At 67.4% G+C, this 12,326-nt stretch carries 12 protein-coding genes and 1 pseudogene; 8 read left to right on the top strand and 5 right to left on the bottom strand.

All coding sequences use genetic code 11. The features are described 5' to 3' along the window. From ACWEKM_RS08985 to ACWEKM_RS08975, 3 genes are all read left to right on the top strand, one after another. Positions 1-1,077 (top strand): ABC transporter permease, encoded by a 1,077-nt coding sequence (locus tag ACWEKM_RS08985; RefSeq protein WP_451620479.1) that lies wholly within the window; start codon positions 1-3, stop codon positions 1,075-1,077. Between the two features lies 1 nt (position 1,078). Beyond that, a complete protein-coding gene (locus tag ACWEKM_RS08980; protein ID WP_451620478.1) occupies positions 1,079-1,504 on the top strand; it encodes a VOC family protein in 426 nt (141 codons plus the stop codon). A 418-nt stretch (positions 1,505-1,922) separates the two neighbouring features. Then, a complete protein-coding gene (locus ACWEKM_RS08975; RefSeq protein ID WP_451620477.1) occupies positions 1,923-2,756 on the top strand; it encodes a hypothetical protein in 834 nt (277 codons plus the stop codon). A gap of 93 nt (positions 2,757-2,849) precedes the next feature. Here ACWEKM_RS08975 and ACWEKM_RS08970 read toward each other — a convergent pair whose 3' ends face one another. Then, a complete protein-coding gene (locus ACWEKM_RS08970; RefSeq protein ID WP_451620533.1) occupies positions 2,850-3,287 on the bottom strand; it encodes a winged helix-turn-helix transcriptional regulator in 438 nt (145 codons plus the stop codon). Positions 3,288-3,427: 140 nt separating this feature from the next. Between ACWEKM_RS08970 and ACWEKM_RS08965 the strand changes: the two genes are divergently transcribed. Further along, positions 3,428-4,300, top strand: a complete 873-nt coding sequence (locus ACWEKM_RS08965; RefSeq protein ID WP_451620476.1) for an aldo/keto reductase family oxidoreductase — start codon at positions 3,428-3,430, stop codon at positions 4,298-4,300. Here ACWEKM_RS08965 and ACWEKM_RS08960 read toward each other — a convergent pair. Both ACWEKM_RS08960 and ACWEKM_RS08955 read right to left on the bottom strand, forming a co-directional pair. Next, entirely contained in the window at positions 4,208-4,588 is a 381-nt protein-coding gene (locus tag ACWEKM_RS08960; protein WP_451620532.1) for a helicase associated domain-containing protein, read from the bottom strand. The two genes, ACWEKM_RS08965 and ACWEKM_RS08960, sit on opposite strands and share 93 nt — an antisense overlap. Next, entirely contained in the window at positions 4,585-5,073 is a 489-nt protein-coding gene (locus ACWEKM_RS08955) for a hypothetical protein (RefSeq protein WP_451620475.1), read from the bottom strand. Before ACWEKM_RS08955 ends, ACWEKM_RS08960 begins: the two co-directional genes overlap by 4 nt. Positions 5,074-5,842: 769 nt before the next feature. Between ACWEKM_RS08955 and ACWEKM_RS08950 the strand changes: the two genes are divergently transcribed. The 4 genes and pseudogenes from ACWEKM_RS08950 to ACWEKM_RS08935 all read left to right on the top strand — a co-directional run. Continuing rightward, entirely contained in the window at positions 5,843-7,480 is a 1,638-nt protein-coding gene (locus tag ACWEKM_RS08950; protein WP_451620474.1) for a thiol-activated cytolysin family protein, read from the top strand. 132 nt (positions 7,481-7,612) lie between these two features. Next, positions 7,613-8,647, top strand: coding sequence for a hypothetical protein (locus ACWEKM_RS08945; RefSeq protein WP_451620473.1), 1,035 nt, complete (start codon positions 7,613-7,615; stop codon positions 8,645-8,647). A gap of 243 nt (positions 8,648-8,890) precedes the next feature. Continuing rightward, positions 8,891-9,346 (top strand): hypothetical protein, encoded by a 456-nt coding sequence (locus ACWEKM_RS08940; RefSeq protein ID WP_451620472.1) that lies wholly within the window; start codon positions 8,891-8,893, stop codon positions 9,344-9,346. A 457-nt stretch (positions 9,347-9,803) separates the two neighbouring features. Further along, a pseudogene (locus ACWEKM_RS08935) lies at positions 9,804-10,182 on the top strand (pyridoxal-phosphate dependent enzyme); the annotation flags it as partial. Positions 10,183-10,411: 229 nt separating this feature from the next. Here the strand turns inward: ACWEKM_RS08935 and ACWEKM_RS08930 are convergent. Beyond that, positions 10,412-11,515 (bottom strand): Gfo/Idh/MocA family protein, encoded by a 1,104-nt coding sequence (locus ACWEKM_RS08930; RefSeq protein WP_451620471.1) that lies wholly within the window; start codon positions 11,513-11,515, stop codon positions 10,412-10,414. Next, positions 11,512-12,258: a sugar phosphate isomerase/epimerase family protein gene (locus ACWEKM_RS08925; protein WP_451620470.1), complete on the bottom strand. Its 747-nt coding sequence runs from the start codon at positions 12,256-12,258 to the stop codon at positions 11,512-11,514. Before ACWEKM_RS08925 ends, ACWEKM_RS08930 begins: the two co-directional genes overlap by 4 nt. Positions 12,259-12,326: the final 68 nt, after the last annotated feature.

Genomic DNA, 12,326 nt, shown 5'->3' with positions numbered 1-12,326 from the left:
ATGAGCCCATTCGACGCAGCACTTCTGGGTGCCGCTCTGGCGCTCGCTGTGCCGATCCTGCTTCCCGCGCTCGGCGAACTCGTATCCCAGCGCGCAGGCGTTATGAACGTCGGCCTCGAAGGCATGATGCTCTTCGGAGCATTCTTCGGATTCCTTGCGGTCGAGCGGACTGGCTCGTCATGGCTCGGTCTGGTCGCCGGCATGTCCGGGGGCATCTCGCTCGCACTGGTCATGGCTGTGTTGTCGGTGACGTTCCGGGCAGACCAGATCGTGGTCGGTGTCGGAATCAACCTCATTGGTGCCGGCGTCGCCATCTTCCTCAACCGCGAACTGTTCCCGGACCGCGGCCAGGTCTCGATCGACCGGATGGGACCGGTTGCCATCCCCGGCCTTTCGCACCTCCCAGTCGTCGGCAAACCCCTGTTCGACCAGTCAGTCGTCACCTACCTGGCCTACCTGTTGATTCCTGCGATCGCGTGGGCCTTGTACCGAAGCAGGTGGGGGCTCGCAGTCCGCGGATCCGGCGAACTTCCCGAAGCGGTCGAGACCGCCGGCATCAACGTCAACATCGTCAGATATTCGGCCGTTCTCACCGCGGGTGCACTCGCTGGTCTCGCCGGCGCGTTCCTCACTGTCGTCCAGGTCGGCATCTTCATCGAAGGCATGACCGGCGGGCGAGGGTTCCTCGCGCTCGCGGCGGTCGTCTTCGGCAAGTGGACACCACGCGGCACAGTTCTCGCCGCGATGCTCTTCGGTGCCGCGGACGCACTCCAACTGCGCCTTCAGAGCGCGTCGTCGGTACCCGGGAGCGTCTGGTACGTCCTCGCCGCAATCGTGCTCGTCCTCGCGCTCATCTCCACCCGCCGCCGCGGCTTCGTGCCGATGAAGACCGCACCCCCGATCATCGGTGCGGTCGCCATCGCCGGCATCGCGGTCTTTGGTGTCCACCTGACCGTTCCGGCGCAGCTGTGGCTGGCACTGCCCTACCTGCTCAGCCTCGCCGCCTTGGCCGGCCTCGTCGGTCACGCACGCGTACCGTCGGCCCTCGCCGAACCATTCGACCGAAAGGCCATCTGACGTGCTCAACTCCACTCGAGTCCTTGGCCTTCACCACGTTGCGTTCGCTGAGGGCCAGGGCGCCAGTCTCGTCGAGACGTTCCAGCGCGTGCTCGGCCTGCATGTGGTCAACATTGAACAGGCTTCCGGGTTCACGGAGCGCATGATCGACGTCGGCAACTGCTCTCTTCAAGGGCTGGAGGCGACCAGCGACGGTGTCGTGAAACGGTCCCTGGACCGTCGTGGCCCCGGGTTGCACCACATCGCCCTCGAAGTCGACGACATTGCAGCAACGATGACCGAGCTCCGCGAGCACGGCATCGACTTCGTCGACCCCGAGCCCCGCACCGGAGGCGGAGGTCACCTCATCGCGTTCGCCCACCCGAAATCCTTTGGCGGCGTCCTCGTCGAGTTCGTTGAGGTCCACGCCCACCAGAGCAAGTCGTGACAAGGAGAACCATGAACCAGCAAGGCGCCGCCAGGTTGTTGGTGTGGCTGGTCGTTGAGGTGTGCTGAGGGTGTGGCCGGGCCTGATGGTCCCTCTCGTTCAGGCGGGGTTGGGCATGCCGGTGACGGTTTTCCAGATGCGGGACCGGTGAAGGACATCATGCGCTGCCTCAGCGATTCGTCGCCTGTGAGGTCTACAGGACCCTGACCAGCACACCAACCGAACGAATCATTCAAGCCGGCCTGGCCCCAGCGGCTTGACAGCCGTAGGAGCATCCCGGATACCGAACAGCGCATGCGTGCCCACCACGCGCACACCGCGAAGGCCCTGGACGTCCAGGTGGAGCCGGGAGCGGAGTTCTGGGGCTGGGCCGGGCGCACCCTGGGTGCCGCGAACCCGCACCGCTACGGGCACGCCCGTGTGGCTGCGCCTGGTGTCCGCGCCGGAGAACAAAACGTCGGGGAAGTCGTGGGACGGCGCCCTCGATGCCCAGCACGCCTTCGGCGACCTCGACGGGCACCGGCCCGTCCTCCTGGCCGTCCACGACGCCGTCGACGACACCACCGCCTACCGGGCGGAGCTGTCGGTGCGCGTCGATGAGCGGGTGCTGTCCGACGACCCGATCCTCCAGCACGAACTCCCGTTGCCTGACTCCTGGTGGAACGACCTCGCCGGGACACTGGAGAAGGTGTCGGCCGTCCGCACCGACCGCGTCGCCGTACGGCAGCAGTACATGGAGCGGGCCGTCCCCGAGTTCGTGGGCATCCCCGCACCGGCCGTCTCCTGCTGGACAACAGCCCATGCGGATGTGCACTGGGCGAAACTCACGTCGCCGCTGTGCCTGCCGGGCTGGGAGGGATGGAGGCAGGCTCCGGAGGGATTCGACGCCGCCACGCTGTACGCCTACTCGCTGCTCCAGCCGGACACCGCCGCCCGCGTCCGCGACGCCTTCCCTGTGCTCGGCAGCCCGGCTGGCCTCGCCGCCGAGCGGCCGTGTGCGCTCAGCTGCTCCAGACCGTGGCCCGCGGCGACAACCTGGTCCTCGAAGACCAGCTCGGGCACTGGGCTGAGGAACTCCGCCGCCGCTGACCAAGCCCCCTGCCCTCACGCGGCCGTGGCTTCCCTCCCGGATGCGAGGGGAGCCACGGCCGACGACGCTGGAACCATGAGGGCCACCGCTACCTGGTCGGGCACCATCGCTTTCGGGATGGTCTCGATCCTTATCCAGAACCGAATTGACCCCTCGGATTGACGTCCCCTGCCACATGTATATCAACCACTATGTGCGTGTTTGTAGTCCACAGAGAGAGCGATCCCGGCAATATAGAACGGTTGGACGGTTCGATCAGGACGTGCGAGCGTCGCAGTTCTCGCGGTTTGCGAGGACCTCGGCCATGTGTGTCTGCGCCCAGTTTCTGAGCCCACGCGTCATGTGATGGAGCGAGAGGCCGAGGCCGGTCAGCTCGTAGGAGACGGTGACGGGGACGGTTGGCGTCACGGTGCGGGTGAGCAGACCATCGCGTTCCAGCGACCGTAGCGTCTGGGTCAGCATCTTCTGACTGACCCCCGCCAGAAGGCGAGAGATCTCGGAGTAACGCATCGCCTTTGGAGCGTCTGCGTGTGCTGCACCGGGGGGTCCAGGGTTGTGGTCGCCGCCCAGCGCACACAGGATCAGGACGACCCACTTGTCCGAGATGCGGTCGAGCAGTTGCCGGCTGGGGCATTCTGCGAGGAAGGCGTTGTACTCAACCTTGGCCTGAGCCCTCTTCTGGGCCGCCTTCATCGTCGTCACTGATCGCACCTCTCACCGATGGGTGGGTTACGCACTTCCAAGTGCCTACTTCCCGACAGGAAGTTTCTCTCCAATGCTGGTGCGGGGAGGCAGCAGGCGCCACCCCCAAGTGCACGACGAAAGGCAGCATGATGAGCACACCCTCCCTCTCTCTTCCCGGCGGCACCTGGACTCTGGGTGACCTGACCGTCACCCGGTTCGGCTACGGTGCCATGCAACTGGCCGGACCGTGGGTGATGGGGCCACCGGCCGATCGCGAGGGTGCCCTGGCCGTTCTGCGTGAGGCGGTCGGACTCGGTGTCACCCACATCGACACCAGCGCCGCCTACGGGCCGCGCGTCACCAACGAGTTGATCCGCGAGGCACTGCACCCCTACCCCGGGACGCTGCACATCGTGACCAAGGTGGGCGCGACCCGCGACGCACAGGGCGGCTGGCCCACTGCCCGGCGGCCCGAAGACCTGCGCCGCCAGGTCCACGAGAATCTTGAGTCCCTCGGGCTCGACGTACTCGACCTGGTCAACCTCCGGCTCGGCAACGCCGAAGGCCCCCAGCCCGGCCCGCTCGCCGAGGCGTTCGAGACGCTCGTCGAACTCCAGCAGCAGGGCCTGATCCGCCACCTCGGGGTCAGCAACGCCACCGAGGAGCAGGTCACCGAGGCACAGAGCATCGCACCGATCGTGTGTGTGCAGAACATGTACAACCTCGCCCACCGCCACGACGACAAGCTCATCGACCGGCTCGCCACCGACGGCGTCGCCTACGTGCCCTTCTTCCCTCTCGGAGGCTTCACCCCGCTTGAGTCCTCGGCGCTCTCGGCGGTCGCCGCCCGCCTGGTGACGACCCCGATGTCTGTCGCACTGGCCTGGCTGCTGCAGCGATCACCGAACATCCTGCTCATCCCCGGCACGTCATCGACGGCACACCTGCGCGAGAACATCGCCGGCGCGGGACTCTCCCTCTCGCATGAGGACCTGACCGAACTGGACGACATCGGCCGCTGAACGGCCCAGAGCCGAACGCAAGCTTGTTGCCGATCGGGAGCTGCAGGGGTCGATGCCGTTGAGTGCTTCGATGTGGTCGCGGGGGAGGCGCTCGTCGGAAGCGTGCTGGCGTTTGTCGGTGAGCCAGGAGCCCAGTGGGTAGTTGTTCTCCCGGATGTTTCCGGGTACGGCAAGGTGCCGGTGCCGGTGCCCGGCGGCCCAGGCCCGCGCGTGAGTCAGTCCCGCGGTGAACGAGGCCTGCTGTGAGACGCGCTGTGGCCGTGCGCGGTGCGCGTGGTCTTCGGTTATGCCCGGGCAGGTGAGCCTGCGCTGCTGTTCGGGATGGAGCTCTGGCCAGGCCGGGTACTGGGTGTACAGGCACTGCCCGAGGGTTTCGGGTGTGCCGGGGAATCCTCGGGCCGACAGCAGTTGCAGGCCGCGACAGGCCAGTTGGCGGGCATGAATACCCGCCCCTGGTCCACCACCACCGTCTCCGGCACGATCACCGGCCGGGCCGCCGCCCCCTCCAGCCGCTCATCCAGCGTCAGCAGCCGCTCATAAGGGATCACCGACCGCCGCATCGCCAGCGCCTCGTCCCAGCCGGGACGCATCCGCATCGGCGCCACCATCTCGGCCAGCAGCACCGACGCGTCCGCCGAGCTGCTGCCGGCCGGTCGCAGCACCGCGGCACGGATGCTCCGCGTCGCCACGTCCACCGCAGCCGTCAGCTCCGGCCGCGCCAGCACCTCATCCGCCAGCATCACCGTCACATCCGGCACGGTGCTGTCCATCATCACCAGTTCCCGGGGCCGCAGCGCCGCTGTCGGTGTGAACGGCGGCTGCGGCCGCGGCGCATGCCGCGCACGCTGCGCTGTCCAGCAGTGCCTGGGGCCACCTGTGCCGCCGGGGCGGTGGCGGCGTGACACGCGGCAGGCTCTGCGTGAGCGACGTGCAGCTTCAGAAGGCTGTTGAGCCACTCCGGTCAGGATCGGCCGTGAGGCTGCTCTTGATGTCTGCCATCGGCGATCTCGAGGCTGCGGTGGCCGACGCCGAATTTCCAGCGGTCTTGGGCCTGTTCTGCGGAGATGCTCGTGGATTCGCCGGCATCGAAGCGCGTGGCGAGAGCGGGCACATGGGACGCGCCGCAGTGGCGGCCTGCAGAACTCAGCGGCTGCGGGGTCTGGTCGCCGGTGCAAGTTTCCGTGCGCGACGCTCAAGTGCTGGAGATTCAGCGCCGGTTACCGTAAACCCTTGGCCCCCGCGCTGTCCAGGGGGCGTGTGGACTGGCTGTTTCGTCTCCGCTGAGGACGAGACGTTTTGCGGGCTCCGGGTCGGCTGCCGGAGGGGCGGTCGGCAGTTTTGCTGCGGGCATGTTCGCTGGGCCTGGCACCCCTGACAGCTCTGCGACGTGACTGGTGTGACATGAGTGGCGACCTGCCGATGTCCGGTTCGCGTCGCCGTATTGCTACTTGCTGGTTCGATGGTGCGGCGCGGGCAGCGGGTGTGCGTGCTGTGGACTGCCGCGCCGCGTGCTGATCAGAAGCCGTCGAGGAGGATGAGTTGATGAGCAAGAGCGGGGACTTACAGACGACATCCACGCGGGACGAGGGCCGGACGGCCTGGGCGGTCCAGCGTGAGGACGGCTCGTGGGGCGTGGACTGGCCTGGTCAGGGCGGCGATCGTTTCCGGGTGGTGCGCCTGCCCGCGAGCGGCGGCGAGGAGACCGTCGCCGCGGGCGGCGACCTGGTGTCGCTGGATCTGCCAGCGGATATCGACACCGCTGCCCGAGGGCGGTACGTCGTCCGCGCGAACGCCGACGACAAGCTGGCCGGGGCCTCTGCGGTGGGGGCAGGGGAGCGGGACGGCAAGGCGGACCTGGCCGGTCACCTGAGCAAATGGAGCACCTGGAGCAAGATTGCCCCGCACAACCCCGGCGAGAAGAAGGCCACCGGCAGGAAGCAGGTGGACTACGTCCACGGCCGGCGGCGCACCCGGCAGAACTGGACCGTGACCAAGACGCCGGATGAGATCGTCACCTTCCACCCGAACATCGACATGCTGCACCCTGGGGCGATCGTGCAGGCGGACCCCGCCATCCACCAGGGGTATCTGGTCTCGGCGCAGATCGAGGACACCGAGCGGGCCCCGCTGCGGGTGTCGGTGGATGCGCTGTCGGCCGGTGAGAGCAAGGCCGTGCCGGTGCCGAGCCACAGTAAAGTCCTGGACGTGATCAAGGACATGGTGCGGGGCAAGCCGAGCCTCTCGCCGGACATCGTCTTCCGGAAGACCGAAGGCTACTCCAGCACCGAGACTGCGCTGCAGTTGGGGCTGTCGGGCAGCTACGGCGGGTTCAGCGCCTCCCTGGATATCGAGGGCAAGCTCAAGGAAGCCAAGAACACGTTGGTGGTGTACCTGCGCGAGCGCGCGTTTACCGCCTCCTGTGACCTGAGCACTCCTGGCGCCTTGATCAACGACACCTTCACCGAGGACCGCCTCACCCGGCTGGTCAACCTCGGCGCGATGGGCCAGTCCAACCCTCCGATGATCGTCTCCGATGTGATCTACGGGCGCATCCTGATGTTCACCTTCACCTCCACCGCCACGGAGAAGGAGATCAGCGCCGCGCTCAGTGCCAGCTACAGCGGCTTCGCCTCTATCAGCGCCGAGGCCAAGGCCCACTACAAGAACATGATCGGCAGCTCGGAAGTCCTGAGCATCAGCCGCGGTGGCGATCCCGGCGTGATTCAGGACATGCTGAAGGACGGGACGCTTGGCACCTACTTCAAGGACAAGCACACCCTGGACCAGTACTCACCCATCGGTTTTGTCCTCAAGACGCTGGACGGGTACCCGGCGAAGATGAGTGAGACGACCGACTACCAGGCTGTCAGCTGGGGAGACACCGACACCGACCTCGATGCGGTCTGCCATGTCTCGGACGGGTACTGGTTCTTTTCCGGCGACGCGGCGCTGAAGTACCCTAACAGCGGCGACACGCTCATTAGGCCGGCGGCCGGCACTGCCACCTACTGGCCTGGCCTGCCCGGGAAGTTCGCACAGCACGTTGATGCGGTCTGCCATGTCTCGGACGGGTACTGGTTCTTCTCCGGCGGCATGACGCTGAAGTACCCCAACACCGGTGACACCCTCATCGTGCCGATGACGCCGATCTCCTCCGTCTGGCCGTCCCTGACCTGGTGACCGAGCCTCCGCTCATCTGGGTTGCTGTCCCGGCATGGCGGGATGCCAAGCCTGGACAGCAACGGCTGAATTCCCAGAACCGCAAGCCCGAGCAGGCAGGCACGGAAAATACGCGAACTGGAGGAAGCTCTCATGGCAGACGAAACAGACACTGAGGGTTCCCACCCGACACCGCCAGACCCGTTCGTTCGCCCGTTCATCACGGCTGCCGGTGGAATACTCCAGGTGTTCCACCGGCGCGAGGACGAGGTAATCGCGCAGGACTGGGGCGCCGACCTTCATCGCAGCGGCCACTGTACCGACGCCAAAGCAGTGGATGGAAACCGGCATATCGCTGCCCTGATAGGCGATTTCGCCGGCCTGGTTTCCTATCCGTCGGGGGAGGTCGCTTTCCAGACTCCTCCCTGCACTATGGGAGAGCACGGAGTCGAACTCATTCCCGGCCCTCACCTGGTGCTGGCCTGCAGTTCGGAGGGCCAGAAGACTGGTCTCCGAGTATTCGACGCCCGTAAGGGGGACACCGGCAAGGACCCGGTCCAGGAGATTGACCTGCCGTCGGCCCACGCCCTGCGGTGGGACGAGGAAATGCAATCCCTCTGGGCCATCGGCACCAATGTCTTTCCCCTGGTCCACGACAATCCCCCGCTGGACGCGGTGCACGGGCTGCTGGCCCGGTACCCGTACACCGGCAACGTCGTAAAGCCGCTGGGGGATCCGGTCATCTACCGCCTGCGCGACTCGCCGAAGGTGCCCGGGTACGGCGCAAAGGACTGGCGGGACGGGCCGCACGACCTGGCGCCGATTCCCCGAAGCCGCCGGTTCCTTATCTCGACAGACCTGGACGTCTTCGAGTTCGACATCGACAAGGCGGATCCGAAGAAAGCACCCGAGGAAAACTTCACTCCCGCGTCCAAGGGCATCCTCGCCGGCTTCCGGCCGCGCCGGCCGGGAGACGGGCTGTCAAACATCAAGGCACTGAGCTTGTCGGAGAGCAACAACATCCTCATCGCGCAGGCGGACAAGGGCTACTTCTCCACCCACCTCGTCTCCTACAGTCCCGGCTCCCGAATTCGCAGCGACCTGCAACTCCCGCACGAGACGTACAAGGCACGCTGGCGCGAAGAAACTGTCGGCTGGCCCGCAGCTCGTTACAGCATGGATCACTGAAGGAGGTGCCCTCCGGCGGACCCCCCCCTGTACGAGCCCCGGCCACTCCACGGCCAGGTGCAGTCCGACGGGCCCATGGCCGATTAGAGGCCATGGCCTATGTGCGCTGTCGAGTCCGGGCCTGCCTCTCCGACAGGGTTTCCCGCCGGGGCGGCCCCAGGGAAGCGGTCATCGGCTCGTCTGCACCCACCCGATGGGGTCATCAGCCGCCCAGCAAGATCCCGCAGTCAAAGGAGCGATTCCGTGACATCCGCACAGGAAAAGAAGCCCACCACCACGCAACCGTCAAGAACAGCACGGCACCTGGCGAAGCACACGAATGACAAGGCCGGACAAGAAAGGATGCTGAAGGCGCTGAACGGCAAGAGGGAAGGCAAAACCACCGAGGCGAACGTCAAGCAGGCCGTGAACGCCGCCTACGACCATAAGGGCAAGGACAGCGGCACCTGCTTCATCGACGGGAAGAACCGCCAGGTGCTCCACTCCAGCGCGGGCAAGGCCGGCGCCGGTGGGGAAGGGGTGACGATCTTCCACTACTGGGACGACGACACCCAGCCGGGCACCACTTACCTCGGGGTCATTGGCATGGGTCACCACCTCGACAGCAGCCACTACAAGATCTATCAGGACTACGGCCAGAACCAGGACCCGTTCAAGCAGGGCACGAAGGTGAACGTCCAGGGCGACCCGGCCACCTGACCCTGCCGTCTATCCGTTTCGGCCCTTGGGAAGGACCGAAACGGTCAGCAGCAGCGGCTTGTCAACAGGCATTGGACCCGGTGCGCTCGTTCGCCCCCTCACCCTCGGTGGTGTCGGGCCATGGGTGCCGAGCACGCTCAGCTCCGGGATCCAGCCGGCTCCTCCCGCGGGGCCACACCACGGCACATGGTGACGCCGGCCGGCAAGGAACCTGTTGGGGAATCGACCGATTCTTGAGCAAGATCGGGGAGTGACGGTCCGCGACAGGACACGGCGCCGGTTGACGCGTGACAGCGATCTCGGGTCGGTTGTCACTGAAGCCGGGGCGATCGAAGTTTGTGTCGACAAAGACGGGTCACTTCGCTGTTTGTGACACTGACGTTGGGTCGATGGTCTGTCCAGCAGGCTTTGACAATTGCTCGTGGAGTGTCAGTCAGCGGCGCTAGGCTGCTGTGTCGTGCAGGAGACGCGCCTCGACACTGCTCGGATCCGAGCGGCTCGCCGGGTAATCGACCCGATGTTTCTCGACACTCCGCTGTACCGCTCGCTGTGAGGCGCTGGAGCCCCACCTCGGGTGCGCGGTGAGCGTCAAGCTCGAAACGGCGAACCCGGTCCGCAGCTTCAAGGGCCGCGGCACCGAGGTGGTCGCGAGCCGGCTCGCCGCCGATGACGGCCCGCGAGCCGTGGTCTGCGCGAGTGCGGGCAACCTTGGCCAGGCCCTGGCCTGGTCCGGTCGCGACCGGGGGCTCGACGTCACCGTCGTGGCATCCCGCTTCGCGACTCGGGCCAAGCTCGATCGCATCCGCGCACTGGACGCCCAGCTGGAACTGGTGGACGTGGAGCGTCCTGGGAACGGGCGTGGTTCAGCGTACGCGGCCGAGGTGGATGACGCTGATGCGGATTTGCCGGTCGTTGGTCTCGTACATGACGTGTTCTCCGAACCAGGAGATGACTGATCCGGTGGCCCGCGACTGCGGGAAAAGGGACCTGGCCGACCCATCCCCCACGGGTGGCCGACCAGGTGGCCGGGGGTCGCGCCCGGCCGCACAGTGGTGTCGGCGCGGGTCAGGTGAGCGTCGGCGACACCGGGTCCCAGCTCTCCGGCAGCGTCTCCACCGCCGGGGCCTTCGACTCCAGGCCCACGAAGCCGTGCTGCTCCCCGGAGTCCGTGATCGATGCCATCAGCTCCAGGACATGCTGGGCCAGTTCACCGGACGCTCGGTGCTGGCCGCCGCTGCGGACGGCACGTGCCATGTCCAGCACGCCGATACCGCGCCCCGCGGTGGTGCCCGCCACGGGCAGCTCCCGCCACTCCTTCTCGCCGAACTTCTGGATCCTCAGCGGGCCCTTGAAGGTGTTCGGGTCGGGCAGCGACAGGGTGCCCTCGGTGCCGGTGATCTCGATCATCCGGCGTGAGACCGCCGAATCGAAGCTGAACGTTGCCGACGTGCTGAGTCCGCTGGCGAAGTCCAGCAACGCGTGGACATGCGTGGGCACTTCGACGTCGAAGACGGTCCCGGCCTTGGGACCCGAACCGATCACCCGCTGCGCACGCGCCTGCCGGCAGGTCGCGGCGGCCCGCGTCACCGAGCCGAACAGCGAGACGAGCGCGGTCAGATAGTACGGTCCGATGTCGAACAGCGGCCCCGCGCCGTACTGGAAGAGGAACTCCGGGCTCGGGTGCCAGCTCTCCGGCCCTGGGCCCTGGGTGACCGCCGTCGCGCTGACCGGTTCGCCGATCAGCCCCGCGCGGACCGCGCGGGTGGCCGACTGCAGGCCGGCGCCCAGGAACGTGTCGGGCGCGCTGCCCACCCGCAGCCCGCGGGCCTGCGCCTCGGCGAGGATCTTCGCACCGTCGGACGGCGCGAGGGCCAGCGGCTTCTCGCCGTACACGTGCTTGCCCGCCTGCAGCGCCGCCGTGGCGACCTCGGCGTGCGCGGCCGGGATCGTCAGGTTGACGACGATCTCGACCTCGGGGATCGCCAGCGCCGACGCCAGGTCGCCGTGCGCCGGCACCCCGAACGCCTCCGCCTGCGCGCGGGCCCGCTCCACGTCGAGGTCCGCCACCGACAGCACCTTGACGTCGGGGAACGACGACAGTGTCGTCAGGTACGGGGTGCTGATGACGCCGGCGCCGACCAGCGCCAGGCCGACAGGACTGCCGCTCATGAACGCACCTGCAGCGCGGACAGGTAGGCGTGCGACTCGGCGACGGCCTCGAAGATGTCGCCCGCGCACGAGTCGAGTTCGACGATGCGCACCGCGTCGGGCGCGGCGGCCAGGATCGACGGCACGTCGATGGCGCCCTTGCCGGCCGCGGTCTGCGGCTCGCCCTTCACTCCGGGGCCGTCCTTGACGTGCAGGGCCAGCACCCGGTCGCCGAGCGTGCGCAGCAGCTCCGGTACGTCGGCACCGCCGACTGCCGCCCAGTAGGTGTCGACCTCCAGGAAGACCTCCGGTGCCAGCAGGCCTTCCAGCACCTCCAGCGCAGTGCGGCCCTCGAACCGCGGCTCGATCTCCCACCAGTGGTTGTGGTAGCCGATCCGGATACCGCGCTCGGCGGCCCTGGCGGCGAAGCCGTTGAGCAGGTCGGCGCTGCGCTGCAGGCCCTCGGGGGTGGTGAACTCCTCGTGGGCGATGCCGCCGGGGATGATCGCCAGGTCGGTACCCAGCGTGGCGATCGCGTCGAAGACCTCGTCGGCGTCCTTGTCGAACAGGGCGTAGGCGTGGGTGCTGCTGACGGCGATGCCCAACTCGTCGGCCACCTTGCGGAACCCGGCCGGGTCGGCGGTCGGGTCGAATGCCTCGACCGAGCGGTAGCCGATCTCGGCCAGCCGGGCCAGCGTGCCGTCGCGGTCGGCGGCGATCTGGTCCCGGAGGGTGTAGAGCTGAATGCTCAGGGGGTGGGTCATCGAAGGGATGCCTCCTCGGGAGTGCGGCAGGCGGCGCTGCGGTGTCGGGCGGGTGTGTGCGGATGCCG

The organism is Streptomyces sp. NPDC004752 (genome assembly GCF_053601275.1).
The sequence above is the reverse complement of the archived record's forward strand: the minus strand, read 5'-3'. Positions and strand labels throughout refer to the sequence as shown.

Coding starts and splice junctions, on each gene's coding strand:
- ACWEKM_RS08985 (WP_451620479.1), top strand. CDS start 1: ATGAGCCCATTCGACGCAGCACTTCTGGGTGCCGCTCTGGCGCTCGCT.
- ACWEKM_RS08945 (WP_451620473.1), top strand. CDS start 7,613: ATGGCAGACGAAACAGACACTGAGGGTTCCCACCCGACACCGCCAGAC.
- ACWEKM_RS08970 (WP_451620533.1), bottom strand. CDS start 3,287: ATGAAGGCGGCCCAGAAGAGGGCTCAGGCCAAGGTTGAGTACAACGCC.
- ACWEKM_RS08925 (WP_451620470.1), bottom strand. CDS start 12,258: ATGACCCACCCCCTGAGCATTCAGCTCTACACCCTCCGGGACCAGATC.
- ACWEKM_RS08950 (WP_451620474.1), top strand. CDS start 5,843: ATGAGCAAGAGCGGGGACTTACAGACGACATCCACGCGGGACGAGGGC.
- ACWEKM_RS08930 (WP_451620471.1), bottom strand. CDS start 11,515: ATGAGCGGCAGTCCTGTCGGCCTGGCGCTGGTCGGCGCCGGCGTCATC.
- ACWEKM_RS08965 (WP_451620476.1), top strand. CDS start 3,428: ATGAGCACACCCTCCCTCTCTCTTCCCGGCGGCACCTGGACTCTGGGT.
- ACWEKM_RS08955 (WP_451620475.1), bottom strand. CDS start 5,073: ATGATGGACAGCACCGTGCCGGATGTGACGGTGATGCTGGCGGATGAG.